At 38.3% G+C, this 26,405-nt stretch carries 27 protein-coding genes; 6 read left to right on the top strand and 21 right to left on the bottom strand.

Features of this window, described 5'->3' with window-relative positions; genetic code table 11:
• Position 1: 1 nt before the first annotated feature.
• The 3 genes from LCM02_RS07965 (at position 2) to LCM02_RS07955 (ending at position 2,358) form a co-directional block, all read left to right on the top strand.
• Complete coding sequence (locus LCM02_RS07965) at positions 2 to 1,291, top strand: neutral/alkaline non-lysosomal ceramidase N-terminal domain-containing protein (RefSeq protein WP_224927824.1); 1,290 nt, start codon at positions 2 to 4, stop codon at positions 1,289 to 1,291.
• A gap of 23 nt (positions 1,292 to 1,314) precedes the next feature.
• On the top strand, positions 1,315 to 1,815 hold the full coding sequence (locus tag LCM02_RS07960) for a cupin domain-containing protein (RefSeq protein WP_224927823.1): 501 nt from the start codon (positions 1,315 to 1,317) through the stop codon (positions 1,813 to 1,815).
• A gap of 126 nt (positions 1,816 to 1,941) precedes the next feature.
• Positions 1,942 to 2,358: a CBS domain-containing protein gene (locus LCM02_RS07955; protein ID WP_224927822.1), complete on the top strand. Its 417-nt coding sequence runs from the start codon at positions 1,942 to 1,944 to the stop codon at positions 2,356 to 2,358.
• On the opposite strand, the gene LCM02_RS07950 is transcribed toward LCM02_RS07955, so the two are convergent.
• Positions 2,337 to 3,296 (bottom strand): 2-hydroxyacid dehydrogenase, encoded by a 960-nt coding sequence (locus LCM02_RS07950; protein ID WP_224927821.1) that lies wholly within the window; start codon positions 3,294 to 3,296, stop codon positions 2,337 to 2,339. The two genes, LCM02_RS07955 and LCM02_RS07950, sit on opposite strands and share 22 nt — an antisense overlap.
• A gap of 73 nt (positions 3,297 to 3,369) precedes the next feature.
• Here LCM02_RS07950 and LCM02_RS07945 point away from each other — a divergent pair, with 73 nt between their 5' ends.
• Entirely contained in the window at positions 3,370 to 5,940 is a 2,571-nt protein-coding gene (locus LCM02_RS07945; protein WP_224927820.1) for a M14 family zinc carboxypeptidase, read from the top strand.
• Positions 5,941 to 6,032: 92 nt separating this feature from the next.
• On the opposite strand, the gene atpG is transcribed toward LCM02_RS07945, so the two are convergent.
• From atpG to pheS, 15 genes are all read right to left on the bottom strand, one after another.
• Positions 6,033 to 6,893 (bottom strand): ATP synthase F1 subunit gamma, encoded by an 861-nt coding sequence (gene atpG, locus LCM02_RS07940; RefSeq protein ID WP_224927819.1) that lies wholly within the window; start codon positions 6,891 to 6,893, stop codon positions 6,033 to 6,035.
• A gap of 56 nt (positions 6,894 to 6,949) precedes the next feature.
• Positions 6,950 to 8,527, bottom strand: coding sequence for a F0F1 ATP synthase subunit alpha (atpA, locus tag LCM02_RS07935; RefSeq protein WP_224927818.1), 1,578 nt, complete (start codon positions 8,525 to 8,527; stop codon positions 6,950 to 6,952).
• A 21-nt stretch (positions 8,528 to 8,548) separates the two neighbouring features.
• A complete protein-coding gene (gene atpH, locus LCM02_RS07930) occupies positions 8,549 to 9,106 on the bottom strand; it encodes an ATP synthase F1 subunit delta (RefSeq protein ID WP_224927817.1) in 558 nt (185 codons plus the stop codon).
• 1 nt (position 9,107) lies between these two features.
• Positions 9,108 to 9,608 carry a F0F1 ATP synthase subunit B gene (locus LCM02_RS07925; RefSeq protein WP_224927816.1) on the bottom strand — a complete coding sequence of 167 codons (501 nt, stop codon included), beginning with the start codon at positions 9,606 to 9,608 and terminating at the stop codon, positions 9,108 to 9,110.
• Positions 9,609 to 9,687: 79 nt separating this feature from the next.
• Complete coding sequence (gene atpE, locus LCM02_RS07920; RefSeq protein WP_142784445.1) at positions 9,688 to 9,879, bottom strand: ATP synthase F0 subunit C; 192 nt, start codon at positions 9,877 to 9,879, stop codon at positions 9,688 to 9,690.
• 34 nt (positions 9,880 to 9,913) lie between these two features.
• Positions 9,914 to 10,996 (bottom strand): F0F1 ATP synthase subunit A, encoded by a 1,083-nt coding sequence (gene atpB / locus LCM02_RS07915; RefSeq protein ID WP_224927815.1) that lies wholly within the window; start codon positions 10,994 to 10,996, stop codon positions 9,914 to 9,916.
• 75 nt (positions 10,997 to 11,071) lie between these two features.
• A complete protein-coding gene (locus LCM02_RS07910; RefSeq protein WP_224927814.1) occupies positions 11,072 to 11,449 on the bottom strand; it encodes a DUF6168 family protein in 378 nt (125 codons plus the stop codon).
• Between the two features lie 5 nt (positions 11,450 to 11,454).
• Positions 11,455 to 11,673 carry an AtpZ/AtpI family protein gene (locus tag LCM02_RS07905; RefSeq protein ID WP_224927813.1) on the bottom strand — a complete coding sequence of 73 codons (219 nt, stop codon included), beginning with the start codon at positions 11,671 to 11,673 and terminating at the stop codon, positions 11,455 to 11,457.
• Positions 11,642 to 12,040, bottom strand: coding sequence for a bactofilin family protein (locus LCM02_RS07900; RefSeq protein WP_224927812.1), 399 nt, complete (start codon positions 12,038 to 12,040; stop codon positions 11,642 to 11,644). The genes LCM02_RS07905 and LCM02_RS07900 overlap by 32 nt, the downstream gene beginning before the upstream one ends.
• A 12-nt stretch (positions 12,041 to 12,052) precedes the next feature.
• Complete coding sequence (gene porW, locus LCM02_RS07895; RefSeq protein WP_224927811.1) at positions 12,053 to 14,263, bottom strand: type IX secretion system periplasmic lipoprotein PorW/SprE; 2,211 nt, start codon at positions 14,261 to 14,263, stop codon at positions 12,053 to 12,055.
• A gap of 169 nt (positions 14,264 to 14,432) precedes the next feature.
• Positions 14,433 to 15,128 (bottom strand): ABC transporter ATP-binding protein, encoded by a 696-nt coding sequence (locus tag LCM02_RS07890; RefSeq protein WP_224927810.1) that lies wholly within the window; start codon positions 15,126 to 15,128, stop codon positions 14,433 to 14,435.
• Positions 15,129 to 15,134: 6 nt separating this feature from the next.
• Positions 15,135 to 16,613, bottom strand: coding sequence for a DUF5687 family protein (locus LCM02_RS07885; RefSeq protein ID WP_224927809.1), 1,479 nt, complete (start codon positions 16,611 to 16,613; stop codon positions 15,135 to 15,137).
• Between the two features lie 59 nt (positions 16,614 to 16,672).
• Positions 16,673 to 17,845 (bottom strand): AIR synthase related protein, encoded by a 1,173-nt coding sequence (locus LCM02_RS07880; RefSeq protein WP_224927808.1) that lies wholly within the window; start codon positions 17,843 to 17,845, stop codon positions 16,673 to 16,675.
• Between the two features lie 2 nt (positions 17,846 to 17,847).
• Positions 17,848 to 18,297 (bottom strand): aspartyl protease family protein, encoded by a 450-nt coding sequence (locus LCM02_RS07875; RefSeq protein ID WP_224927807.1) that lies wholly within the window; start codon positions 18,295 to 18,297, stop codon positions 17,848 to 17,850.
• A gap of 3 nt (positions 18,298 to 18,300) precedes the next feature.
• Complete coding sequence (gene pheS, locus LCM02_RS07870) at positions 18,301 to 19,320, bottom strand: phenylalanine--tRNA ligase subunit alpha (RefSeq protein ID WP_224927806.1); 1,020 nt, start codon at positions 19,318 to 19,320, stop codon at positions 18,301 to 18,303.
• A gap of 217 nt (positions 19,321 to 19,537) precedes the next feature.
• Here pheS and gdhA point away from each other — a divergent pair, with 217 nt between their 5' ends.
• Positions 19,538 to 20,881: an NADP-specific glutamate dehydrogenase gene (gene gdhA / locus LCM02_RS07865; protein ID WP_224927805.1), complete on the top strand. Its 1,344-nt coding sequence runs from the start codon at positions 19,538 to 19,540 to the stop codon at positions 20,879 to 20,881.
• Positions 20,882 to 20,950: 69 nt separating this feature from the next.
• Here the strand turns inward: gdhA and LCM02_RS07860 are convergent, their stop codons facing one another.
• Entirely contained in the window at positions 20,951 to 21,373 is a 423-nt protein-coding gene (locus LCM02_RS07860; RefSeq protein ID WP_224927804.1) for a c-type cytochrome, read from the bottom strand.
• A 146-nt stretch (positions 21,374 to 21,519) separates the two neighbouring features.
• Here LCM02_RS07860 and prfA point away from each other — a divergent pair, with 146 nt between their 5' ends.
• Positions 21,520 to 22,596: a peptide chain release factor 1 gene (gene prfA / locus LCM02_RS07855; RefSeq protein WP_224927803.1), complete on the top strand. Its 1,077-nt coding sequence runs from the start codon at positions 21,520 to 21,522 to the stop codon at positions 22,594 to 22,596.
• Positions 22,597 to 22,696: 100 nt separating this feature from the next.
• Here the strand turns inward: prfA and rplT are convergent, their stop codons facing one another.
• The 4 genes from rplT to thrS form a co-directional block, all read right to left on the bottom strand.
• Complete coding sequence (rplT, locus tag LCM02_RS07850; RefSeq protein ID WP_224927802.1) at positions 22,697 to 23,041, bottom strand: 50S ribosomal protein L20; 345 nt, start codon at positions 23,039 to 23,041, stop codon at positions 22,697 to 22,699.
• Positions 23,042 to 23,137: 96 nt separating this feature from the next.
• Positions 23,138 to 23,335, bottom strand: a complete 198-nt coding sequence (gene rpmI, locus LCM02_RS07845) for a 50S ribosomal protein L35 (RefSeq protein WP_224927801.1) — start codon at positions 23,333 to 23,335, stop codon at positions 23,138 to 23,140.
• Between the two features lie 44 nt (positions 23,336 to 23,379).
• The gene (gene infC, locus LCM02_RS07840; protein WP_224930191.1) at positions 23,380 to 23,883 is read right to left on the bottom strand and encodes a translation initiation factor IF-3; all 504 of its coding nucleotides are present in this window, start codon (positions 23,881 to 23,883) and stop codon (positions 23,380 to 23,382) included.
• Positions 23,884 to 23,977: 94 nt separating this feature from the next.
• The gene (thrS, locus tag LCM02_RS07835) at positions 23,978 to 25,918 is read right to left on the bottom strand and encodes a threonine--tRNA ligase (protein ID WP_224927800.1); all 1,941 of its coding nucleotides are present in this window, start codon (positions 25,916 to 25,918) and stop codon (positions 23,978 to 23,980) included.
• Positions 25,919 to 26,405: the final 487 nt, after the last annotated feature.

Raw genomic sequence — 26,405 nt, 5'->3', positions numbered from 1 at the left:
CATGATACGATATCTCGGGATTAAAATATTTGGTGCAGCCGTGATTATTTTTTTGGGATTGCTGCTGGGATGCGATGCAAAAGTAAAGGATACCGATACAGCTAAGAGTGAATTTTGGGCGGGAGCATCTTCTGAGTCTATTAACCCGGATGTAGGGATGTTTATAGCGGGAGACAAACCCAACAGGCGTTTTACGGGGATTCATGATTCTTTATATGCTAAAGCGGTTGTTGTAAGAAAGGATAATGAAATATTAGCTTTAGTAACCTTGGATTGCATAGGGTTGCTCTATCCTGATACCCAGAGGATCAGGAAAAAAACTCTTGAAATAATCAATGATACTTTAATTAAGCCTGAACGGATCATCGTAACCTCAAACCATGTACATTCAGGGCCGGATGTGGTTGGTATCTGGGGTCCTAATCAGCTGGAAAGCGGAGTGGACTCTGTATATATGAATAGAATGATCGAGGCTACCGCTATGCAGGTGAAAAAGGCATTCGAATCGATGAAGCCGGCCAATATATTTTCAGCCTCCGGAGAATTTGGGGAGGAATGGGTCAGTAATATTTGTGAACCTGAGGAAATAGACAGGGCTCTTGAGGTTATTCAATTTTCTGATATTTCAGGGCGGAGCATTGCTACATTGACCAATTTCGCCTGTCATCCCACATTTTATGATGCTGTACAGAATGAGGTATCTGCCGATTATGTTGGTGCTTATTACGAGGATTTGTCGAAATCTATGGAAGGAGAACATATGTTTTTTCAAGGAGCTATAGGAGGATGGGTGCAGCCTCTTAAGGAAGATCAGTCATTTGAAGTTGGCCAAAAGAGGGGAGAAGAATTATCCAAAGAGGTTCAGCGTTTACTGAAAGAAAAACAAGAACTTGTACATAATGATATCGATTTTAGAAATGAAGTTTTTGAATTACCGGTTTCAAATCCGGGTTGGGCTCAGTTATCGGCGGCAGGAGTTATTAAAAGAGATATTTCTTCAACGACCAAAACCGAAATGGCCTGGTTTAAAATTGGTGAGGCCCAGTTTATAACCCACCCGGGTGAAACACCTCCTGCCTTTTCGTTTGCCTCGAAGAATTTTATGGATAAAGGGCCTAAGTTTGTCATTGGTTTAGGGCTTGATGCCATGGGATATATATTAAAGCCCGAATATTTTGATCCTGAATCCAGTTTGCCTCATGCTGAATATTTAACCAGAATGTCCCCGGGAAGGGAAGCAGGCCCTTTGATTCTGGAAAAAATTGAAAAGTTAATAGCTCAACCTGAATAATTCAATTACTCAGTAATTTCAAGATGAACAGTATAGAAAACATTTTAAGGGAATTAGAGCTTTTACCTCATCCTGAGGGTGGATTTTATAAAGAAACCTACAGGAGTGATAATAGTATTGAACCATATGCACTACCCGGCTCTTATAAAAGTAGTAGAAATTTTTGCACCGCTATTTATTTTTTGCTTACCTCGGACAATTTTTCTGCTTTTCATAAGATCAAACAAGACGAAATCTGGCATTTTTATGGCGGCTCAGCAATATCCTTGCACATCATTACCAAAGAAGGTGCTTATGAGAAGCATTTGATTGGTGCAGATATCAGCAAAGGAGAGGTGCCTCAATTTGTTGTTAAAGGGGGAGACTGGTTTGCTTCTGAAATAGAGGCCAGAGACAGTTTTGGCCTTGCAGGTTGTACGGTTTCTCCAGGTTTTGATTTTGAGGATTTCGAAATGGCTGACAGACAGGATCTCATTGAAAGATATCCTGATCACGCAAGGATTATTACGAAACTTACACGCTGAACTAACCATTCATTGAATTCTAATAGAAGTCTTGTTTTATCACCCAAATTTGATTGGGTATGATTTAAATCATTTTATTTCTGACAGATTTTTAGGTACTTTATCATAGATTAAAGGCCATGTAGGATGAAAAAAAATGAACCGATTTCAAGTATTATGACCAGGGAGGTTGTTACTTTGAGTTTAGAGGATTCGCTTTATTCAGCGGAGAAGAGAATGAAAACCAATCATATCAGGCATATGCCTGTAGTTGAAAACGATAAACTGATCGGACTGATCAGCCTTTCCGATTTACAGCGTATCAGTTTTATTGATGCCTACGGAAAGGAAGGTACTGAAGATACACCCATATATAACATGCTTGACATCAAAGACCTGATGATCAAGGAACCTTTAACTGCAAGTCCTCAAACCACTATTCTTGAGGTTTCTAAACTGTTGGCCAGTAAAGAATTTCACTCTTTACCGGTTGTAGAAGAAGAAAAACTGGTGGGAATAATTACCACTACGGATCTTTTGCATTATTTCATTGAATTGTGCTGATCCAACATGGCGGCAACTTTGTGGAGAATGGTTTCTGCCAGTTTAATTTTTGATTCTACTGTCCATCCGGCCACGTGAGGACTTAAAAGTACCTTATCCGAAGATATCAAATATTGGAAATCCTCGGGTAAGGTACTTTCATTTGAAAAGAAGTTTTCAAATGAGGCTTTTTCGTATTCGAGAACATCCAGACAGGCTCCAAGAACCTTTCCCGATTTAATGGCGCTAACCAGGTCTTTGGTTACAACAGCTGAACCCCGGGCCGTGTTTATCAAATAAATATTTTTCTCAAACTGATTTAAAAATGTGGCATTGATCATTTGCCTGGTAAGTTCTGTCTGAGGAGTGTGCAGACTCAGGACTTCTGTTTTTAAAAATAATTCCTCAAGATCTACCTGCCGGGCATTTTCATCTCCTACGTCAGGTTTTATATCGTAGCAAATGACCTCACAGTCAAATCCCCTGAGTTTTTTGGCAAATGCCTTTCCCATATTACCATATCCAATAAGTCCTATTGTTTTGCCCTCGAGTTCGATTCCGCGGTTATCTTCTCGCAACCAGATGCCTTTTCGTATTTCGCTATCCGCTTTTTTTAGTTTATTAAAAAGGGCAAGGATCATGCCTAAAGCATGTTCGCCAACGGCATTTCTGTTTCCTTCAGGAGCTGCCAGTAAAGAGATTCCTTTGCTTTTTGCGAATTCAATATCTATATTTTCAAGACCTGCTCCCACCCGGCCTATGAATTTGAGTGAGGTGGCCTTTTTTAGAAATTTTTCATCAATTGAAAAGCGGCTTCTTATGATCAATCCATGGTATTGATGGATTTTACTTTCTATTTCAGATTTAACAGAATTGTAATCTTCATGACATTCAAACCCCAACTGTTTTAAGCCATCGATGAGGCAAGGATGATTCGTATCTACAAAAAGTACCTTCATGGTCAACTCAGATTTTTTACAAAAATATACGAACCCGTTTATTAAAAGATGCTTAATTTTAAAAAAAATAGAGATGAGAATGAATTTGTACAACTATGTTTTAGTAGTTTTCCTTTTTATGACAAGCTTCGCCGGGGCTCAGGATTATTATTTTGAAGAATTTCAGCCATTTGATAAAAGTATCCCCAGTCCTGAAGAGTTTTTAGGCTATCCCATTGGAGAGTATCACACAAGACACGATCTTGTTGTTGCCTATATGTACACGCTGGCTGAACTTTCTGATAAGGCCGCTGTTTATGTTTATGGAAAAACCCATGAAAACAGAAAGCTGCTATTACTTCAGGTGAGTGAAGCAGGACATATCAACAATCTTGAAGATCTGAAAAGGAAACACCTGGAAGTTGTTGATCCTTCGACTAAAGTTACGAACCTTAAAGACCTTCCGTTGTTTGTCAATCTTGCCTACGGCGTTCATGGAAATGAACCTTCAAGTACAGAAGCAGCCATGCTTATGGCTTATACCCTGGTGGCCTCTGAAAACGAGGAGGTTAAAAATATGCGCAAGGAAACAGTTGTTTTTCTGGACCCAACCATTAACCCTGACGGAAGAGACAGGCATAGCAATTGGGCAAATAGTTATAAAGGTTCACCTTTAATTGCCGATAAGTTTGATATAGAGCATAACGAAGCATGGCCAAGGGGAAGGACAAATCACTATTTGTTTGACCTTAACAGAGACCTTTTGCTGGGAGTTAATCCTGAATCACAGGGAAGGTTGAAATGGTACCATGAATGGTACCCAAATGTCGTTACAGATTTTCATGAAATGGGTACCAACAGTACATATTTTTTTGAACCTAAGAATAAATCAGCCTCAATGAACCCCGTAACACCCTCAGAGAACAGAGATGTACTAAATAAGGTATTCTCAGACCAGTTTGCTTCAGATCTTGATAAAATAGGCTCCCTTTACTTTACTGATGAGATCTATGATTCAACCTATCCAGGTTATGGATCTACCTATATGGATCTTCAGGGAAGTTTGGCGCTTCTTTTTGAACAGGCAAGTTCAAGAGGCCACTTGCAGGAGACTACAATAGGTGAGATCTCGTTTCCATTTACCATTCGGAACCAGTATGTTTCCAGTATTGCCACTTTAAGGGCGGCCGTTAAGAACAAGGATTTACTATACGATTACCAGAGCCGATTTTTTGCAGATGCCCTTAAGAAAGCTGGAAATTCAAAGGTGAAAGGCTATGTTTTTGGTGATTCCTATGACAGGGGCAGGGTAAAGGCTTTTATCGATGTATTGCTTCAACATCAAATTGAAGTGTATCCCCTCAGGCAAAAATTAAAAGCAGCAGGTTCAGACTTTGAACCGGATCATTCCTATGTAGTTCCGGTCAGACAAAATCAGTATTACATGGTTCAATCCCTGTTCGAGACTTTTGATAAATACAGAGACAGTGTTTTTTATGATGCTTCCGCTTGGTCTGTGGTGAACTTTTATAATATGAAGTATAAATCTCTCGACAAACTTCCATCCATGGGAGAAAAGGTAAGCTCTGAATCCAATACCATCTCCATCGAACAAGTGCAGAAAAGCAAATATGCCTATTTGATTCCTTATGAAGATTATTATGCCCCTGCAGTTCTATTCAACATACAGAACAGAGGATTGGTTGTTAAAGCCTCCAGTAAAGATTTTTCAATGAAAACCGAAGAAGGAATTGTTGATTTTTACAGGGGGACCTTAATGGTGCCTGTTGAGGATCAGTTTGGGATTCCGGCAGATTCCGTTTACCGGTGGGTCAAAGAGGCCTGCTCGGAATTCAGGGTCAAAGCGTATTCGGTTTCTACGGGAATGACAGAGAAAGGCAATGGTTTGGGCAGTGGAAGTTTTAAGACGCTTACCAAGCCCAGGGCCATGCTTGTCGTTGGAGGATCCGTGGGAAGCTATGAGGCCGGGGAGGTCTGGCATTTGTTTGAAAACAGAATGAAAATGCCTCTGGTTAAGGTGCCTGAGGAACGTTTTTATCTAACCGATATTTATCGGTACAACGTTATTATCATGGTGTCAGGGAATTATCTGATGTTAAATAAAAAGGAGCAGAACAGGTTAAAGCAATGGGTGGCGGACGGAAACACTTTAATAACCATAGCCAAGGCCTCTTCCTGGGTTATCAATCAGAAAATAGCCGATGAGAAGCTGATCGTTAAAAATAAAGATTCGTTAGGCATTCCTAAAAGAAGTCAATATGCTGATGCTAAGGGTAGTCTGGAAAAACAATACCTAGGGGGAGCTATTTTTGGAATTGACCTGGATATTACCCATCCGGTCGCATACGGTTATCATGACAAACAGGTTCCTGTTTATAAAAACAATGGCATCTGGATCGCTCCTTCTAAAAACCCGTTTTCAACAGTAGGAAAATATCTGGATGACCCCCATATTGATGGATATATCAGTGCAGAAAATTTGGAAAAAATGAAACATTCAGCATCAATTATTGTAAGTAAAAGAGGCAAGGGGAGAATCATACTCTTTGCCGATAATCCAAACTTTAGAGGAGCCTGGTATGGAACAAATAAATTATTTATGAATGCTGTTCATTTTGGATCCCTTGTCCGGGTTCCGCAATAGTTACAGAACATAAAACAGACAGAACAGAAAACAGCTGTATAAAAAAACTCCAAAGAATTCTTTGGAGTTTTTTATGCTTTATAAAAGCTTTTTTAATTTTTCAATGCCTCGGCACCACCTACAATCTCAAGTATTTCATTGGTAATCGAAGCCTGACGCGCCTTGTTGTATACAAGTAGCAACTCATCTCTAAGCTCTGTTGCATTATCAGTAGCTTTATGCATTGCAGTCATCCTTGCCCCATGTTCAGAAGCATAAGAATCTCTGATTGCCTTGTACAACTGCATCTTTAAAGATTTAGGGATAAGGCCCTGAACAATCTCACTTTTATTCGGTTCAAAAATATAGTCAGCTTCTCCTTCACTTTCTTCGTCAGAAGATGCAATCGGTAAATACTGTTCCTCTGTAATAATTTGAGTTGCTGCATTTTTAAACCTGTTGTATACCAAATCAATTTTATCGAAATCACCCTCTTCAAATCTTTGCATCAGGTCTTCAGCAAAAGGAGCCGTATTTTCAAAAGTCAGGTCATCATACAATTCACTCTCAAATTTGTAGATGTTAAATTCTTTTGAAAGAATATCATTCCCTTTTTTACCAATGGTCAGAACCGATATGTCCTTTCCCGCATATTTGGTTTTAGCCAAATGGTTTACTTCTTTTATAACAGAAGAATTGAATCCTCCACAAAGACCCCTGTTCGAAGTGATGGCAACGATCAATACTTTTTTAACCTCTCTTTCCTGTGTATAAACCCCACCGTCTTCAACATCCAGGGTTGCACTCAGGTTTTGTAATAATTCGGTTAATTTATTAGAATAAGGACGCATTTGCACAATCGCATCCTGGGCTTTCTTCAACTTTGCAGCAGATACCATTTTCATGGCACTGGTGATTTTCATCGTTGATCCAATGGATGAGATTCTGTTACGTATTTCTTTTAAATTTGCCATTCTTTATTCAGTTATTCGTTGAGAATCCAGGATATTGAATTCAAAACTTAAAGGTTTTACTCAAACTTTGCAGAAACTTCTTTAGCTACTATTTCCAATGTGTCAGTAACTTCGTCAGTCAATTTACCTGCTTTCAATGTCTCAAGTACTTTGGCGTGTTTTGCACGCAAGAATTCCAGATAATCTTTCTCAAACTCTTTTACACTTTCAACCGGAACGCTTTTAAGTAAATCTTTAGAACCTGCATAAATGATCGCGATCTGGTCCTCAACGGCAAACGGATCATTTTGAGCCTGCTTCAAGATCTCAACATTTCTCTTTCCTTTTTCAATTACGCTCAATGTAGCTGCATCAAGATCAGATCCGAACTTTGCAAAAGCTTCAAGTTCACGATACTGAGCCTGGTCAAGCTTTAAGGTACCTGCAACCTTCTTCATTGATTTGATCTGTGCATTACCACCAACACGTGATACAGAAATACCCACGTCAATTGCAGGCCTAACACCCGAATTAAACAAGTCAGAAGTCAAGAAGATCTGACCATCCGTAATCGAAATCACGTTTGTTGGAATATAAGCTGATACGTCACCTGCCTGAGTCTCAATAATAGGTAACGCAGTCAGAGATCCGCCACCTTTAACTTTTCCTTGTAATGAAGGTGGAACATCGTTCATTTTAGCTGCAATCGCATCGTCATTGATTATTTTCGCAGCTCTTTCCAACAATCTTGAGTGAAGGTAGAATACATCACCAGGATACGCCTCACGACCCGGAGGTCTTCTTAACAGCAATGAAACTTCACGATATGCCACAGCCTGCTTGGAAAGGTCATCATAAATAATTAATGCCGGACGGCCTGTATCTCTGAAATATTCACCGATAGCAGCTCCTGCGAATGGAGCGTAAAACTGCATTGGAGCAACATCAGAAGCGTTTGCGGCAACAATTGTTGTATAAGCCAGGGCTCCTTTTTCTTCAAGCATTTTAGCTATTGCTGCAATTGTCGAACCTTTTTGTCCTATGGCAACATAAATACAGTAAACAGGTTCACCTGCATCATAAAATTCTTTTTGGTTGATGATCGTGTCAAGAGCAACAGTTGACTTACCCGTTTGACGGTCACCAATGATCAATTCACGCTGTCCTCTTCCAATTGGGATCATGGCATCAACTGATTTCAAACCAGTCTGCAACGGCTCTGTTACAGGCTCTCTGTAAATTACACCAGGAGCTTTTCTTTCTAATGGCATTTCAAAAGTTTCTCCTTCAATGGGTCCTTTACCATCAATTGGCTCACCCAATGTGTTTACAACTCTTCCAAGAATTCCTTCACCAACATTGATCGATGCAATTCTATCTGTACGTTTTACAGTAGCACCTTCTCTAATTTGAGTAGAATCACCTAACAATACCACCCCAACGTTATCTTCTTCCAGGTTAAGAACGATTCCTTCAAGTCCTCCCTCAAACTCTACAAGCTCACCATACTGCACATTTGACAGACCATAGATTCTTGCAATACCATCACCTATTTGTAATACAGTTCCTATTTCAGTCAACGAAGCTTTACCTTCAAATCCTGTTAGTTGTTCTTTTAAAATTGCTGATACTTCAGCTGGTTTTATTGTTGCCATTTTTACTAGTTATTATCTTAGTTAGATTTTAGATATATATTGATTATCCTCGAATTGAGAAAGAAGGTCTTTCAAACGGTACGCTACACTTGAATCATACAATTCATCACCTACCCTTAATACGAAACCTCCTATAATCGAAGGATCCACAATATTATTCAAGGAGATTTCTTTTCCTACAGCTTCCTGAACTCTCTTCAGAATAGTCTTTTCCAGTTCTTTTGTCAGGGGAACCGCAGAGGTCACCTGAGCTACTTCAACTCCCTGAAGGAAGTCGTAAATTACAATGTATTCTTTTGCCACTAAATTCAATAAGGCGGGTCTTTTGTTTTCAATCAAAAGTTTCAGGAGCCCTATGGTAATAGGATTGACCTTTTTCTCAAAAACCTCTTTCAAAACAGATCTTTTCAGGTCTGATTTGATCACAGGACTTTTTAGCATTACCTCAAGGTCATGATTTTCTTCAATGGTTTTTTGAATCAAAATCATGTCATTGTTTACCTCTTTGGCAAGGCCTTTTTCCTTGGCAAGATTTAAAGTTGCCCTGGCATATCTTAGTGCTGCTCTCGTTCCTACCATGTTATTTTAGCTTGGCTTCGTCCAACATTTTTTCAATCAACTTCACTTGCTTGTCTTTATTGGATAATTCATCCTTAATGACCTTTTCAGCAATACCAATTGATAATTCAGCTACCTGATTCTTCAATTCTGTTATTGCGGCAAGTTTTTCGTTTTCGATGGTTTGTTTAGCCTGTTCAATGATTTTATTTGATTGTGCTTTCGCTTCATCTTTTGCTTCAGTGATCATTTTTTCTTTGATAGCCCTTGCATCTTTTAGCATCGAATCTCTTTCCGCTCTGGCTTCTTTAATGATCTTCTCATTGCTAGATTTTAGATCAACCATTTCCTGACGTGCCTTATCGGCCTCATCCAATGCATTTTGAATGCCTTCTTCTCTGCTGTTCAGAGCATCTAAAATCGGCTGCCATGCATATTTTTTCAATAAGAACAGCAAAAGCACAAATAGTAGCGTTTGCCAGAAAAAAAGTCCAAATGAAAAATCGTTGATTAATTTCTCCATGTGTTTATTTTGTAAGTATTAATATTTTTTTTTAAACAATAGCTGCAACCAACCGTTACAGCTATTGTTAATGTTTAGATTAAACTGCGAATAAGGCAGCAAATCCAATACCTTCAATAAGCGCCGCTGCAATAAGCATTGCTGTTTGAATTTTTCCAGTAGCTTCAGGTTGACGAGCGATAGCGTCCATTGCTGAACCACCAATTCTACCGATACCGATACCGGCACCAATTACAACCAATCCTGCACCTACAATAGCTGGAATCTCCATAATATATATATAATTAAAAATTAAACGTTCTTATTTAATGTGCTTCATCATGATCATGCTCTTCAACCGCAAAGCCAAAATAAAGGGCTGACAGCATGGTGAAGATATAGGCCTGAAGTAAAGCAACCAATAATTCAATCATTGAAATGGCAAAGGCGAGTACAAATGACAAGCTACTTCCAATCCAATTCTTAAAAACAAAAATCAAACCGATCAAACTCATCAATACAATGTGTCCGGCCATGATGTTCGCATACAAACGAATCATAAGGGCAAAGGGTTTGATAAATACCCCTAATAATTCAATAGGGGCCAATATGATCTTCATCGGAACCGGTACTCCCGGCATCCAGAATATGTGTTTCCAGTAATTTTTGTTCCCTGAAAATTGAGTAATCAGGAAAGTCAATAATGCCAAAGCGAATGTAACAGCAATGTTTCCGGTTACGTTTATTCCAAGTGGTGTTAGACCAAAAAGGTTAAGGAACCAAACAAAGAAAAATACGGTAAGCAGAAAGCTCATGTATTTTTTATAGTGTTTCTCACCAATATTTGGGATGGCAATTTCATCGCGAATATAGACAACAATAGGTTCAAAGAATCTACCGGCACCTGTCGCAATAGGACCTTTTTTAAAGGACTTGGCAAGACCGGTGAAAAGCAGGAACATCAATATCCCCGTAACAATGATCATAAAAACACTTTTCGTGATTGAAAAATCAAGTGGTTTTACATTTGTTGGATGGTGATGGTCATCAAAAGTCAGTGTGCCTTCCGCATCTGTCCTGTAGATTTTATTATGGTATAATTTGTAGTATTTACCATTGCTCTCTGCAACGGTTTCACCGTGATGAAATTTTGATGATGAAAATAAATGAAATCCTTCATCGATTAGAATCACAGGCAGAGAAAACCCGTAATGAATATTATTTTCATAGTCACTGGTTAAGATAAAATCGTAAGAATCCTGTATATGGTGGTCAATACTCTCCTTGATTTCCGTTTTTATATCTCTTTCTTCTTTTGTTCCCTCATGCTCTTCATGCTGGGCATTCAGGCTCAAGCTAAAAACTAAAACTGTGATTGTAAGGAATTTTACTAAAAACTTACTTTGCATCTTTAACAAATTATGTTGGCTAAAAAAATCGGTGCAAATGTAATATATTTATTTGGATAGATTATAAATAAAAACTTATTTTTTTAGAAATTCAATCACTCCAAAAGTTTCGAAAATCAAGCTGATTACATACGGTACAAAAAAGGCTGCAAATTCAAGAGAATCAAGACTCCCGTCTTGTTTGTAGAATGGGTAGAAAAAGATGAAAAAAATTAAAAATTTGATAAAACTTCCGCCCATGTATAAAAAGCCCAATTGTTGGGCCATTTTATTCCTCAGGGCATACAATAAAAAATAAATCAAGAGGGCCAGTGAGCCATTTACAAAGTAAGCCTCAGTAATCCTGTTTTCAAAAAGTGGAAGGTCAAACTTATTCAGGATGTATATGTGTATGCAAAAAACCGCTGACAGGATAATAATCAGGCCTGATGAAAATTTGAATAAAGGACGCATATCAGTTAGTTATCCAGGTTTTTTAATTGTCTTAGCAAGCTGTAAAAAGACAATACAATTGCCAGCAGGGTAAAGATTATGGTGTACACATTATTGTCAGAATATTTTGCGTCCAGCCATTTTCCCAACTGGGCACCCAAGTAAATTGTGATACCCATTTGGAGTCCTATTCCGGTAAGGACAATATACCTGTTAAGCTGTTTTTTTGGTTTTTTCCGAGTCATTCTGTATCACTTTGACAGAGCCTTTCATGGCACAGGTCGCGTTAAAGGCAGCACCTGGTTCTACAGAAAGTTTTCCCATGACCACATCACCGCTAATGTCTGCTGTGCTTTTTAAAGAAAGAACCTGATCTACAATGAGTTTCCCGGAAAAAGAGCCTTCTATATCAGCATTTGTGCAATCAATGGTTCCGGATACAAATCCATCTTTCCCAATGACAACTCTTCCAATGGTCTTGATGGTACCTTCAATTTTACCGTCCACCCTAAAATCACCATCTGATTTGATATCACCTACCAATGAGGTGTTTTTGGCAATTGTGTTTCGTTCTCCAACCGGGCTTGAATGATCTTTTTTTTCGTTGAACATGATAGTTTAGTTTTAGTTTTGTTGCGGTATTTTTTTTAATTCATTTAGTTTGGAGAGAGCTTCTTCCGCATGTTCGCTCTCTTCTGTGTTGGGGAAGTTTAATATGATGTCATTTAGTTTTGTCCTAAAAAGTTCTTCGCCTATGGTCTTATACAGTAGATAAGCTTTAAGCAATTCAAATTTTCGTTCAATTTCCAGGCCTTTAAAGCGTTCGAGACCCTCGTTAACCGTTCTGAGGGAATATTCAAAATCTTCTTCTTCATAACAGACAAAAGCCAGCTTGTACAAATAATCAGGCCCGTCATCAGAATTTCCTTCGGACAGAACATCACTGGGGTTGATTATGATCTGTGCGTAACGGGAATCTGGATAATTAGTAACGATATCTTCTCTGTATTTATTGCTCTTTTCCTGATCAAAATTAGCATAAGTTCTGAACAATTGGTACTTGGTGGGCAATATTAGATTTTCTATCGGATCATTTTCAAGAAATTTCTCGAAATCAACTGCGGCTATCTCATATTCCCTAAACTGCTCTTTGTAGATGAGACCCAGATTGTAGTAGGCGTCATTTCTAATAAAATTAAGGCTGTCAATAACCTTTGCCTCCTTAGGAATCTGTTCTTTGTAATACGCTGCGTTAAAAAGGAGGCTTGTATCAAGAGCTACGGCTGTCTCTTTGATCTGCACATCCGAACTCAGCCCAACGTTATTTGCTATGAGCCAGAAGTCGCCGTGTGATCGGTTACCGTATTTGTCTTTGAACTGCTGTTTACCAAATCCTACAACCTGAGCATTGTAAAAATAAAAGGTTCCGCCATCGGAATAGTTGTTGTTCGTAATGGCAAACTCACCCAGTCCCGTATCTGCATTCCTCTGCTCTTCAAGTTGCTTTTGTGCCTCGTATTCAATTTTTAACTGATCAATATACCCCTTAAAATAAATATCCCGTTCTTCTTCTGACATATTTACCAGTCCCAAAATACTGTCATTTCTTCTGGCAATTCCTTCATAAAAGATAACATCATTGAGACTCTCACGTTTTCGAATAATCTTTCTAATACGTTTTGTGTTCTGATCAATTGGAATTTGTAATACGCTGTCGTAATAGGCCCCTGCAATTTCAAAATTGTTCCTGTCAAAATAAAAATCTCCTAATCTTTCATAGGAAAGGCTTTTTTGATAAGGTTTTCGTGTGTTGTGAATCAAGGAAAGTTCAAAAAGACCTCTTGACCTCTCATAACTCTCATTTTTTAATTCGATGAGGCCGGCCTGATAATAGAGTTCATCCAGATAGGGCCTGTTGTCTCTGTCTTGGATAAGTTCCTGCAAGGTGAATGCTATGATGCTGGTACTGTCAGCTTCTGAATAGTTTTTGGCCCGTTCCAAAACCGCATGAACTTTGTATTTTCTGGGAATTTTTTTCATGTAGGTCAGGGACTCGAAAACCATATTTGAGGAGTCTATTTTTTGTTGCTCCCTGTATATCTGGCCGAGGATAAATAAATTTCTTGCCCCCTGATTCTGATCTGTAAAATAGGTTGTAGCCTGTTTTAAATGATCAACTACTCTGTCTGTACTGTCCAGTTGAGTATAAGCCATGGCCATTGCCGTATGTGCCTTTTCATACTCCTCTTCAGTAATTTCAAAATTTCTAAGAACAGATTTGAGCGTTTCAATAGCTAATTTTTCATTTTGAAGCCTGACATGTGCTTTTGCTTTCCAGATTTTTGTTTCTCGGTATAAATTGGCATCCGGATAATTTTCAAGCCCAAAGGTAAAGGCCTCGAGAGCGGGAATAAATCTTTGTAAATAATACCTAGATTTTCCCAGTAAGAGGTAAGATTCATCGATTTGACTGTTTTTCTCAAAACCATCAATAACCATGGAATGCTTTTGAATGGCTTTTACAGCTTTTTCTTCAGCCTTTTCAAATCCGGTGGCTTCGTCATCATTTCCGGAACTTTGACCCGGAAATGGAATAAATTTTTCTTCGATTTTCAGAGGCTCGATGGGCAGACGTTCCCAGAAATTATCTTCATAAGACCGATCGAGTTCCGCTTTAGCCTCGTTAAAAGCAATGTTCCCGTTAAACAGTACATTGTATTTTGCGCTCATCGAATGGCTGGTTCGATTGATAAAACTATCTTTTTTAGTAGAACAGCCTATCAGCAGTACAATTGCCGCGAGTAATGTAATAATACGTTTGATACCTTTTTTCAAAATTTTAGCCTGAGCTTAACTTAATGAATGTTTTAACGACGGGGATGGAGTAAAAGTACAAATTAATGATAAATCTTTTACTTATAACATATGCTAAACTCAACATTTAACAGATCATCTTGCTCGGCGAATACCCGGGATTTGAACTTTGCAGATCAATAATTTTAAATCAAGCCGAAAAAAACTGTTCTAATTCCTTTAAAGTTGCTTCCGAGGTCTGCAGATCTTTGATAACTTCTCCCTTGTTAAGCACAACAATTCTCTCGCAAACCTCAGTGATATGGCCTAGATCATGGCTTGATATCAACAAGGTTGAACTTGACTCTTCATTGATCTTTTTGAGGGTTTTCTTTAATCGTATTTGCGTTGTGGGGTCCAGATTGGCAAATGGTTCGTCAAGAATGACTACTTCTGGTGATCCAATCAAGGCCGCCACGATTCCTGCCTTCTTCTGGTTTCCTTTAGACAGGTCTCTTAGGTATTTTTTCTGACCGAGAATTTCATCATTGAATAATTCTTCAAATTGATCCAAAAATTCAGCAAGATCTGCCTGGCTTACCCCTCTGAGTTTCGCAATGAAATTAAAATATTCTTCCGGAGTCAGATAACCAACCAAAAAGCTTTCATCAATGAAGGCTGAAGTAAATGGTTTCCAATCCTCGCTCTGATCTACCTGTATACCCTGGTTCACAATGCTGCCCGTAGTTGGCTTTATCAAATCGAGCAATAAATTAAAAAAAGTAGTTTTACCTGCACCGTTGTTTCCTACAAGACCAAATGACTCTCCTTTTGATATTTCAAGGGCAGGAAGATGTAAGACGGTATTTCCGCTGTATTTTTTGCTGAGTTCAGTTGCTATTATCATAATGTATTAGTTGTCCTGATCAAAGGCGCTGATCATTTTGTATTTTGATTCTATATATTTATTAGTGATATATGCCATTAATTTTTCATGAAAGAGAATTCCTGAAATGCCAATAACAATTAAAATGGCTATGGCACTTTCAAAATTGAGTAATTTATACGGCAAGTAAAATAGCAACACCGGAATCAACAATAAGGGTATCCCAACCAGCCATTGAACGGCCCCGGTACCTTGGTAATTGAAAGCGGCACGTTGAGTCAGGTCGATTCTTTTTCGATTGAAGGAGCCGGCATAGAGCAATACATGAGTATTTATTCCAATGTTGTAAATCATAGCGGCGAAATGTATAAGTAAAATCTCCCATCCAAAATAAACATAAGGAATACTTAAAACAAACATCAAAAGCGCACTGCTTGCCATCAATAAGAATTTTGATTTAAGATAATCCTTGTAAGGAATGTTCTGACTCATCAGCATTTTGTAATATCCACTGTCCCAGGCCGGGATGAACTGACCAAAATTTATAAGAAAAATTCCGGTAACAAAGATGCCAACAAAAACGAACATTCCTTGCATGGATTGATAGGTTGGGTTTGGGTAAAAAATCAACCCGTAAAAAAGACCAATCAGAACTATAAAAAGAGATGACCGAGGTCTTTTGTTGCGCCACAACATTCGCAGATCCAGTTGTAAAAAAGGGGCACTTGCTCCAAAACGATCGGTCCAGGAAAGATCCGATGCAGATACCTCAACACGTTTGGACTGAAGGCTTTTATCGATATAGAGCTGAGAAAGCAGAAGCTTATAATTCATAAAATAACACAGTCCGAGTAAAAGAAGCGGTAGAGCAAGGAAAAGAGAATTCGATATGACCCAGTTGATGGCATCGTATAACAACTCATTAAATGCTATCAGTTGAAAATGATTGAGCAGATAGAGTCCCCCAACCAAAATGAGAATCGGGAGCATTGACAACTCGGTCTGAGCTGATTTGTTTTCGATGATAAAATTTAAAAAATTGATGATCAAAGAGGCAATCAACATAAAGATTATCCAGTTCAGGACCTTTAAAGTATCATAATCATTACTAATCAATATGATTCCAAAAGGAATCACGGCAAAAAGGGGAAGAAAATTAAAAAATGAAATTACTGATTTTCCCAGAACATAATGAACGATCTTACTTTTTTTCAAAGGTAGTGTCAACAGAGGTTTGATGCTCATGACAGGTAGTTTTTGAAAGAAAAAACGCATTAGCAAGTCTATGAGGAACCAATAAAAAACAAACTGATTTACAAGCTCAAAAGGGTCTTTCTCGGGAAACTGTTTTTTAAGAATTGGATAGAGTCCTAATCCCAGCCCCAGGAAAACCACAATAAAATAAAGCGCTATAAAAACAAGAAAAATATTTAGGGCAATGCTTTTTTGCCAGTAGGAAGAACGGATGAACTGTTTCCATTCCAATCTTGTAAAATCAGATACCATCAGGTTTGGTTTTTTTCTATTGGTATCGCTAAATTAAGATAAGTTACATCAAACGAATACTAATATTCAAAATTTCCATGTTCACTTCTGATGCTCAGCTTTTTGGATTCCGATTTTTCAACCCTTCCAATTATTTGTGCGTCCACCCCAAAAGATTGGGAAATGGAAATTAGACTATCCGCAATTTCCTCGGGTACGTATAATTCCATACGATGACCACAATTAAACACCTGATACATCTCGCGCCAATCTGTTTTTGACTGTTCCTGAATCAATTTGAATAAGGGGGGAACCTCGAACAAGTTATCTTTTATTACATGAACCTTATCGACAAAGTGAAGGATTTTCGTTTGGGCACCTCCGCTGCAATGCACCATGCCATGAATCTCTTTCCTGTGCTTTTCAAGCATTTTTATGATAACTGGTGCATATGTTCTTGTTGGAGATAAAACCAGTTTTCCCGCATCCAGAGGAACTCCTTCAACCGGATCAGTCAATTTTACATTTCCAGAATAGACAAGATCTGAAGGGACTGCATGATCATAGCTTTCAGGATATTTTGTCGCGAGATAATTTGCAAAAACATCATGACGGGCACTTGTCAATCCGTTACTTCCCATCCCACCGTTGTATTCCTTCTCATAGGTAGCCCTTCCAAAAGAGGCCAGGCCAACGATAACATCTCCGGCCTTAATATTGGCATTATCGATGACGTCATTTCTTCTCATCCTCGCCGTTACCGTTGAGTCAACGATCATAGTCCGTACAAGATCTCCCACGTCAGCAGTTTCCCCGCCTGTAGAATGTATCTTTACACCAAATCCACTCAGTTCCTCAAGTAATTCTTCAGTCCCGTTGATTATAGCTGAAATCACTTCGCCGGGAATTAAATTCTTATTTCTTCCAATCGTAGATGATAGAATGATATTATCCGTTGCACCTACACAAAGCAGGTCATCTACATTCATGATCAGGGCATCCTGAGCGATTCCTTTCCAAACCGAGATGTCACCTGTTTCCTTCCAGTACATGTAGGCAAGGGAAGATTTGGTTCCTGCTCCGTCTGCATGCATAACCAAACAATAATCTTTGTCATTTGTTAAATGATCAGGAACGATTTTGCAGAAAGCCTTGGGAAACAAGCCTTTATCTACATTTTTTATTGCTTTATGAACATCTTCTTTTTGGGCCGAAACTCCGCGCAAGTTATATCTGTTGTCCTGATCACTCATGATTAATTCTTTTTTTTCAATAAATAGAGGAACTTATTATTATAGTCAATGATTGACTTGCCCTTTAAAAGAATATCTGCTCCTAAAATTCCTTTAACGGGTTTGGCGTCCTGCTTTTCAAGTGCCTTATTGATATGACTCAGGTCGATCAATATAAGAGTCATTTTCTTCACCTTGAACTTCCCAACAACAACCTGATTGTCGTTAGAAATCAAAGTATCAATCTCACTTGGCCCGGCTCCGCTGGCTTTTTCTTCGGAGGCTTCTGTTTTTAAATTGAAATGCTCAATATCCTCTATGCCAACGCAGGATTTCGAGGCTCCCGTATCAAGAATAAAATTACCTTTTATTCCATTTATCTTAGCCTTTATTTCAAAATGGTTTGTGATGGTCTTTTTAAGTTTGATCCTCACATAACCCCGCTCAAATAAAAATTCTTTCAGGTCCTGCATCTCTTATATTTCTGACTTAAACTGTTCCAGAAATCGAATATCATTTTCGTAGAACATTCGAATATCGGGAATCTGATAGAGCAGCATGGCAATTCTTTCGATTCCCATTCCAAATGCGTATCCGGTATATTTTTCAGGATCGATATCAGCATTTTTCAAGACATTGGGATCCACCATTCCGCAACCCATAATCTCTAACCAGCCTGTGCCTTTTGTTATTTTATAATCCGTTTCTGTTTCAAGGCCCCAGTAAATATCAACTTCAGCACTTGGTTCAGTAAACGGGAAATAAGAAGGTCTTAATCTTATTTTGGATTTGCCAAACATCTCTTTTGTAAAATAGAGAAGTGTCTGTTTTAAATCTGCAAAAGAAACGTCAGTATCAATATACAGGCCTTCTATTTGATGAAATATGCAGTGAGACCTAGCAGAGATATCCTCATTTCTAAAAACTCGCCCGGGAGAAATGGTTCTGATAGGAGGTTTATGACTTTCCATGTATCTTACCTGAACCGATGATGTATGTGTTCTGAGTAAAATATCAGGATCAGTTTCAATAAAAAAGGTATCCTGCATGTCTCTTGCGGGATGGTATTCAGGTAAATTTAGGGCAGTGAAATTGTGCCAGTCATCTTCAATTTCAGGCCCTTCTGAAACAGTGAACCCTATTCTTGAAAAAACTTCTATGATCTGGTTTTTGACGATCGATATAGGATGTCTTGCACCAAGCTCTATGCTTTCGCCGGGTCTGGTAAGATCTCCATAGACTTTTTTCTCAGAAAGGTTATTATCTAGAGCATCCTTGAGTTCATTGATCTTGTCATTGGCCGCATTCCTTAAATTGTTGAGAGACTGACCTATTTCTTTTTTTAACGAAGGGTCAATCTCTTTAAATTCAGAAAACAGCTGTTTGAGGAGTCCTTTACTTCCTAAATATTTGATTCTAAAAGCTTCAATTTTTTCTATACTCTCTGCTTTAAAATCTTGAATTTCACTTAAGTGATTAGATATTTTTTCCTTCATTTCTCCTGAGAATTTTAGATGGCAAATTTACATTTTTTTGTCGGATTGACCTTTTAAACCTGTGCAATTTTTGACGGCGATTTATTTATGTGTCAATGTCAATTTTTTTGATAAAAATAAGTGCAAATTAAAAGGGCATTCAGTAGTTGGTTATTAGGAATTTGATTATTTTTGCTATGAAAAAATCAAATTTTAATAATTTAATCCCTACAAAATTATGAAGTCAAAAATTGATGCCTTTATGAAAGAAATTGAGGCGCGCAACGGACTTGAGCCGGAATTCATGCAAGCAGTTCAAGAAGTGGCCGAGACCGTTATTCCATATATTATCTCTAAAGAGATTTATCATGGCAAGAATATTTTGATGCGAATGGTTGAGCCTGAAAGGGTTGTTACCTTTAGAGTAGCATGGGTAGATGACCAAGGAGAAATCCGTGTCAACAGAGGTTATCGTATTCAAATGAATTCTGCCATTGGCCCATATAAGGGCGGGTTGAGATTTCACCCTACTGTGAACATGAGTATTCTTAAGTTTCTTGCTTTTGAGCAAGTATTTAAGAATAGTCTAACAACTCTTCCTATGGGAGGTGGAAAAGGAGGATCGGATTTTGATCCAAAGGGGAAGTCTGATAATGAAATTATGCGATTCTGCCAGAGCTTTATGACTGAACTTTACAGGCATATAGGACCTAACACGGATGTTCCTGCAGGAGATATTGGTGTCGGAGGCAGGGAAATAGGATTTCTCTATGGAATGTACAAGAGACTGAAGAATGAATTTACAGGCGTATTAACCGGAAAAGGAATTTCGTGGGGAGGATCTTTGATTCGTCCGGAAGCAACGGGTTACGGAACGGTGTATTTTGCTGAAAGTATGCTGAAGACCAAAGGCGATTCCATGAAAGGAAAAACAGTACTGGTATCCGGATCGGGTAATGTTGCACAGTATGCTACCGAAAAAGCGACACAATTAGGTGCAAAGGTTGTAACACTCTCTGATTCGTCAGGATATATCTATGATGCTGATGGTATTGATGCCGAAAAGCTTGCTTATGTCATGGAACTGAAGAATGTAAAAAGAGGAAGGATCAGCGAATATGTCAAGCAATATCCTTCCGCCAAGTATACAAAGGGAGAAACGCCTTGGAGAGAAAAATGCGACGTGGCCATGCCCTGTGCCACACAAAATGAATTAAATGGAGAAGACGCCAAGGTTTTACTGGCAAATGGTTGCACTGTGGTTAGTGAAGGGGCCAATATGCCATCGGATCTGGATGCTGTTCATGCCTTTCTTGATGCTAAAATACTATATGCTCCGGGAAAAGCCTCAAATGCAGGAGGAGTTGCTACTTCAGGTTTGGAAATGAGCCAGAATTCTTTAAGAATGAACTGGACCAGAGAAGAAGTTGATACAAAACTGAAAGAAATCATGAACAATATTCACGATGCCTGTATTCAGTATGGAAAGGATGAAAACGGATATGTTGATTATGTGAAGGGGGCCAATATTGCAGGATTTGTTAAAGTGGCCGATGCCATGCTTGCTCAGGGTGTTGTATAATCTGTATGATGTAAATAAAAAAACCTTTCGCCACTGCGAAAGGTTTTTTTATTTTAGAAGTAATTCAGATTATTTCACGTTTTTCATATAAGCTGCCAAAGCCTGTAACTCTTCCTCTTTTAAATCTTTAACAAACCCGTCAAGATTGGCCTGCATAATGGCAACCTGTCCGGCATCCGTGTCAACAATAGCTTCTTGATTTCCTTTTAGAAATTCCACCAAACTGGCATTTTTTTCTTCATATATCTTGACAATGTCTTTTACTGAAGGTCCAACGATTTTTGCATCCAGCTGATGACAGGAAACACATGTTTTGTCAGTAAAAAGCTTTTCACCCATGGCAACCAAATCATCTGCACTTTCATCAGAAGCTTCCTTTGCTACTTCTTTAGCAGGGGTTTCAACTTCTTTTTTCACTTCTTCTTTTTTTGTTTCTCCGCAACTCACAATGGCCAGAGAAAAAATGGCAAATACGAAAAGTATCTTTTTCATGGTACAAAATTTTTGTGGTTAAATTAATTACAAATTTATTCAAAAATTGCCATAAAACAGCATTATGAATCTTATAATTGCTCATATTTGTCAATAGATCTTTTAAAGATTAAAAAATGTTAAATTTGCAGGACAAGACATAGATAATGATAGATAAATTACAGATAGTAAAACAAAGATTTGATGAGGTTTCTGATTTGATCATCCAGCCGGATGTGATCATGGACCAAAAGCGTTATGTCAAATTGAATAAAGAGTACAAGGATCTGAAGAAGATAGTTGATAAAGGAACAGAATATAAATCTGCTCTTGCAAGTATTGAAGAGGCCAATGAGATTATTGCTGATGGTTCTGATGAAGAAATGGTGGAAATGGCAAAAATGGAGCTTGAAGAAGCTTCTGCCAAGATTCCGGGCCTGGAGGAGGAAATTAAATTTTTACTGATTCCGCAGGACCCTGAAGATGCAAAGAACGTCATTGTTGAAATACGGGCAGGTACCGGAGGAGATGAGGCCAGTATTTTTGCAGGAGATTTATACCGAATGTATACAAAGTTTGCTGCCGAAAAAGGGTGGAAGGTTGAATTGGAAGATCTTAGTGAAGGAACTTCAGGAGGATTCAAAGAGATCATTTTCAGCGTTTCCGGAGAAGAGGTTTACGGGACATTAAAATTTGAATCTGGTGTTCATCGGGTGCAACGCGTGCCGCAAACGGAGACGCAGGGAAGGGTTCATACCTCTGCCGCTACCGTAATGGTGCTTCCGGAAGCAGAAGAATTTGATATTGATCTTAAAATGAGCGATGTGCGTGTTGACTATTTTTGTGCTTCAGGGCCCGGAGGGCAGTCGGTTAATACCACGTATTCTGCAGTTCGCCTTACGCATATACCAACAGGAATAGTGGCGCAGTGTCAAGATCAGAAATCGCAGCATAAGAACAAAGATAAAGCGTTTAAGGTGTTGCGTACGAGAATTTACGAGGTTGAACTGGAGAAAAAACTCCAGGAAGATGCAGCTAAGAGAAAAACGCTGGTATCAAGTGGTGACCGATCTGCTAAGATCAGGACCTATAACTATCCGCAGGGAAGGGTAACCGAGCATCGAATTGGGTTGACTCTTTACGATTTGAACAACGTTATAAACGGAGATCTGACTAAGATTATTGAAGAGTTAAAGCTGGCTGAAAATGCTGAAAAGCTCAAGGCTTCGGAATCGGACTTCTAAACGAAGTGAGAGGGTGCGATCCAAAGAACAGGTCTTGATTTTAGGACATAAAAAAAACCTGAGGAATTCCTCAGGTTTTTTTTATAAGCAAGTATTTGTTTTATTTAATTTTATCTACAATCGCTTTGAAGGCATCCGGCTCATTCATCGCAAGATCGGCTAAAACTTTTCTGTTCAAATCGATATTATTTGCTTTGATTTTACCCATGAACTGCGAGTAAGACATACCGTGTTCACGAGCTCCCGCGTTAATACGCTGGATCCATAATGCACGGAAATTTCTTTTATTTTGTTTTCTGTCGCGGTAAGCATAAAGCATTGCTTTTTCAACTGCATTCTTAGCAACAGTGTAAACATTTTTTCTGCTACCAAAGTATCCTTTGGCCTGTTTGATAATCTTTTTTCTACGAGCTCTTTTAGCTACTGAATTTACTGATCTTGGCATGTTTTAAATTTTTTTTGTGTAAGGCAGATTCTTTTTAAATCATTTGATAAGCACTAACACATGGTTTATAATTAATTACCTCAAAAACCTCACGGTTTATTTTAACGTTAATTGTTGTCTGATGTTTGCTTCATCGGCTTTGTGAACCAATCCGGCGTGAGTCAGTTTTAATTTACGTTTCTTACTTTTTTTAGTCAAAATATGACTTTTAAAAGCATGTTTTCTTTTAATCTTACCAGTACCCGTTAGTTTAAAACGTTTTTTAGCACTGGATTTTGTCTTCATTTTAGGCATCTTCTTCCTATTTTTATTACTTGCTTATATAATTTTCCTACTTCTTATTTCTTCTTTTTGGAAGCGATAAACATTGTCATCCTTTTTCCTTCCAGCCTTGGCATCTGTTCAACAGTACCGTATTCCTCAAGTTCCTGGGCCAGTCTTAGCAAAAGGATCTGACCTTGGTCCTTAAATACAATTGACCTCCCTTTAAAGAACACATAAGCTTTAAGTTTTGCACCACTCTCAAGAAATTTGATCGCGTGTTTCTTCTTGAACTCAAAGTCATGTTCATCCGTATTAGGACCAAACCTGATTTCTTTAACAACAACTTTAGAGGCTTTTGATTTAAGAGCTTTTTCACGTTTCTTTTGTTCGTAAAGAAATTTCTTGTATTCAATAATCTTACAAACAGGAGGTTTTGCCTTCGGTGAAATTTCGACCAGATCGAGACCGAGATCATATGCGATCTCTCTTGCCTTTCTGATTGGATAAATACCGGTTTCAACGTTTTCGCCCACAAGTCTGACTTCGGGTGAGTCAATTTTATCATTGATCTTATGCAGATCTTCCTTGATAACTCTCCATGGCTTTCTGGCCCCTCTGTTTCTTCTTATTGCTATAGCTCTAAAATTTTATTCCCTAAGGATTGGTTTAACTTTAAAATTGTTGTAACGTTTTATCTATTTCATTCTGAATGATTTCGGCAAATCCTTCTATGGAATATGATCCTAAATCACCTTCACTATGTTTTCTCACTGATACCGTACCTTCTTTCTCTTCATTTTCACCGATGATCAGCATAAACGGGATTTTACTCAGTTCCGCATCTCTGATCTTTCGACCCACTTTTTCATTGCGGTCGTCAACGAGGGCGCGAATTTCGTAATTTTCTAGCAAATGTAAAACTTTTTTAGTATAATTTTCGTATTTCTCACTGATTGGGAGCAAAATAACCTGCTCAGGCGTAAGCCATAAGGGGAAATTACCTCCAGTATGTTCTATAAGGATGGCGATAAAACGCTCCATGGACCCGAAAGGGGCCCTGTGAATCATCACCGGACGGTGAAGCTGATTGTCAGATCCCTTATAGGTAAGATCAAATCTTTCCGGAAGGTTATAGTCTACCTGAATGGTCCCAAGCTGCCAGTTTCTTCCCAAAACATCCTTGACCATAAAATCCAGTTTAGGCCCGTAAAAAGCAGCTTCTCCGTATTCAATAACTGTTTTGAGACCTTTTTCATCCGCGCATTTCATTATGGCTTTTTCGGCCTTTTCCCAATTTTCATCACTGCCAATGTATTTGTCTTTATTATCAGGATCCCTTAAAGAGATCTGGGTCGTAAAATCCTTAAAGCCCAAAGCACTGAAAACATATAATACAATGTCGATCACAGCGTTAAACTCATCATTCAATTGATCAGGAGTACAAAATATATGTGCATCATCCTGAGTAAAGCCTCTTACCCTTGTCAATCCATGTAATTCGCCGCTTTGTTCATATCGGTACACTGTACCGAATTCGGCATAACGCTTTGGAAGATCTTTGTAAGAATATGGTTTTGTCTTGTAAATTTCGCAATGATGCGGACAGTTCATAGGTTTCAAAAGAAATTCTTCACTTTCTTTTGGCGTATGAATGGGTTGAAAGCTGTCCTCGCCGTATTTAGCGTAATGGCCTGAAGTAACATAAAGTTCTTTCTGTCCTATATGGGGGCTGATAACCATTTCATACCCGGCTTTCTTTTGCGCTTTTTTGAGAAAATTTTCCAAACGCTCCCTTAAAGCAGCTCCTTTAGGCAGCCAAAGAGGTAGTCCTTGGCCTACTTTGCTCGAAAAAGTAAAGAGCTCAAGGTCTTTCCCTAATTTTCTGTGATCTCTTTTCTTTGCTTCTTCAAGGAGTTGGAGGTATTCTTTCAGCTCCTTTTGTTTGGGGAAGGAAATACCATAAACCCTTGTAAGCTGAGGTTTGCTTTCGTCTCCCCTCCAGTAAGCACCGGCCACACTCATGATTTTTATAGCCTTAATGATACCCGTATTTGGAATGTGTCCGCCACGACATAAATCTGTGAAATCACTATGGTCGCAAAAAGTTATATCGCCGTCCTCAAGGTTTTCAATAAGTTCCACTTTGAATTCATTACCTCTTTCCTTATAGTAATTCAGCGCTTCGGACTTGGAAACCTCGCGCATCTCAAATTCAAATTTTTGACGAGCGAATTCAAGCATTTTATCCTCTATTTTTTTGAAGTCATTTTCAGAAATTGACTCATCTCCAAAATCAACATCATAATAAAAACCATTTTCAATGGCTGGCCCGATAGTCAGTTTAGCCTGAGGATGGAAAAACAAAATTGTCTGGGCAAGTAAATGCGCAGAAGAATGCCAGAAGGCCTTTTTGCCTTCAGGGTTGTTCCAGGTAAAAAGTGTAAGACTACCGTCTGTGGTCAAAGGTGTTTTGGTTTCAACGGTTGTTCCGTTGAAATCTGCAGAAATAACATTTCTGGCCAAGCCTTCGCTAATGCTTTTAGCCACTTCCATTGGAGTTGTTTCATTTGCGAACTCCTTAACACTGCCATCAGGTAATGTGATATTGATCATATGCTTAAATCTATAAGGTTGCAAAGATACATATCCGAATTTAAATAAAGAATAGAAGGTGAGTTGAAATTAGTCCGGATTTTTTACGAATAAAAAAGCCTTATATATATATTATGGTGTAATTAAATTTTAATATGTTTTTCGCAACTTCTCAATCAAAAAATATTTCATTTTTTTTTAATCCGAATCATCAGGTAATCAGCTCATTGCAAATAGTAAGAAAAAATTAACAAAAAAAGTGGAGAAATAATTAGGTTGGTATTCATATTTGATTGTATTTTTGCAGCCGCTTAAAAACAGTAAAGCACTTGTTTTAAAGCATAAGTTCAAGTTGAAATAAGGCCAAAAAAAAGCGACCGAAAAAAAGGTAAAATTATTTTCAGATTTTATTTGGTGGTTTTAAAAAATGGTTTTAGTTTTGCACCCGCTTTCAGGGTTAAAGAAATTTGAAGTAGGGAAGAGAGCGAAGAAAAGGATTTAGAGTTCA

Origin of the sequence: Lutimonas saemankumensis (assembly GCF_020171465.1) — a bacterium.
In the GTDB taxonomy this organism is placed as follows: Bacteria; Bacteroidota; Bacteroidia; order Flavobacteriales; family Flavobacteriaceae; genus Lutimonas; species Lutimonas saemankumensis.
Note: the sequence above shows the minus strand (reverse complement) of the source record. Positions and strands in the feature narration are given on the sequence as shown.

Coding starts and splice junctions, on each gene's coding strand:
- LCM02_RS07965 (WP_224927824.1), top strand. CDS start 2: ATGATACGATATCTCGGGATTAAAATATTTGGTGCAGCCGTGATTATT.
- LCM02_RS07960 (WP_224927823.1), top strand. CDS start 1,315: ATGAACAGTATAGAAAACATTTTAAGGGAATTAGAGCTTTTACCTCAT.
- LCM02_RS07955 (WP_224927822.1), top strand. CDS start 1,942: ATGAAAAAAAATGAACCGATTTCAAGTATTATGACCAGGGAGGTTGTT.
- LCM02_RS07950 (WP_224927821.1), bottom strand. CDS start 3,296: ATGAAGGTACTTTTTGTAGATACGAATCATCCTTGCCTCATCGATGGC.
- LCM02_RS07945 (WP_224927820.1), top strand. CDS start 3,370: ATGAGAATGAATTTGTACAACTATGTTTTAGTAGTTTTCCTTTTTATG.
- atpG (WP_224927819.1), bottom strand. CDS start 6,893: ATGGCAAATTTAAAAGAAATACGTAACAGAATCTCATCCATTGGATCA.
- atpA (WP_224927818.1), bottom strand. CDS start 8,527: ATGGCAACAATAAAACCAGCTGAAGTATCAGCAATTTTAAAAGAACAA.
- atpH (WP_224927817.1), bottom strand. CDS start 9,106: ATGGTAGGAACGAGAGCAGCACTAAGATATGCCAGGGCAACTTTAAAT.
- LCM02_RS07925 (WP_224927816.1), bottom strand. CDS start 9,608: ATGGAGAAATTAATCAACGATTTTTCATTTGGACTTTTTTTCTGGCAA.
- atpE (WP_142784445.1), bottom strand. CDS start 9,879: ATGGAGATTCCAGCTATTGTAGGTGCAGGATTGGTTGTAATTGGTGCC.
- atpB (WP_224927815.1), bottom strand. CDS start 10,996: ATGCAAAGTAAGTTTTTAGTAAAATTCCTTACAATCACAGTTTTAGTT.
- LCM02_RS07910 (WP_224927814.1), bottom strand. CDS start 11,449: ATGCGTCCTTTATTCAAATTTTCATCAGGCCTGATTATTATCCTGTCA.
- LCM02_RS07905 (WP_224927813.1), bottom strand. CDS start 11,673: ATGACTCGGAAAAAACCAAAAAAACAGCTTAACAGGTATATTGTCCTT.
- LCM02_RS07900 (WP_224927812.1), bottom strand. CDS start 12,040: ATGTTCAACGAAAAAAAAGATCATTCAAGCCCGGTTGGAGAACGAAAC.
- LCM02_RS07890 (WP_224927810.1), bottom strand. CDS start 15,128: ATGATAATAGCAACTGAACTCAGCAAAAAATACAGCGGAAATACCGTC.
- LCM02_RS07885 (WP_224927809.1), bottom strand. CDS start 16,613: ATGGTATCTGATTTTACAAGATTGGAATGGAAACAGTTCATCCGTTCT.
- LCM02_RS07880 (WP_224927808.1), bottom strand. CDS start 17,845: ATGAGTGATCAGGACAACAGATATAACTTGCGCGGAGTTTCGGCCCAA.
- LCM02_RS07875 (WP_224927807.1), bottom strand. CDS start 18,297: ATGCAGGACCTGAAAGAATTTTTATTTGAGCGGGGTTATGTGAGGATC.
- pheS (WP_224927806.1), bottom strand. CDS start 19,320: ATGAAGGAAAAAATATCTAATCACTTAAGTGAAATTCAAGATTTTAAA.
- gdhA (WP_224927805.1), top strand. CDS start 19,538: ATGAAGTCAAAAATTGATGCCTTTATGAAAGAAATTGAGGCGCGCAAC.
- LCM02_RS07860 (WP_224927804.1), bottom strand. CDS start 21,373: ATGAAAAAGATACTTTTCGTATTTGCCATTTTTTCTCTGGCCATTGTG.
- prfA (WP_224927803.1), top strand. CDS start 21,520: ATGATAGATAAATTACAGATAGTAAAACAAAGATTTGATGAGGTTTCT.
- rplT (WP_224927802.1), bottom strand. CDS start 23,041: ATGCCAAGATCAGTAAATTCAGTAGCTAAAAGAGCTCGTAGAAAAAAG.
- rpmI (WP_224927801.1), bottom strand. CDS start 23,335: ATGCCTAAAATGAAGACAAAATCCAGTGCTAAAAAACGTTTTAAACTA.
- thrS (WP_224927800.1), bottom strand. CDS start 25,918: ATGATCAATATCACATTACCTGATGGCAGTGTTAAGGAGTTCGCAAAT.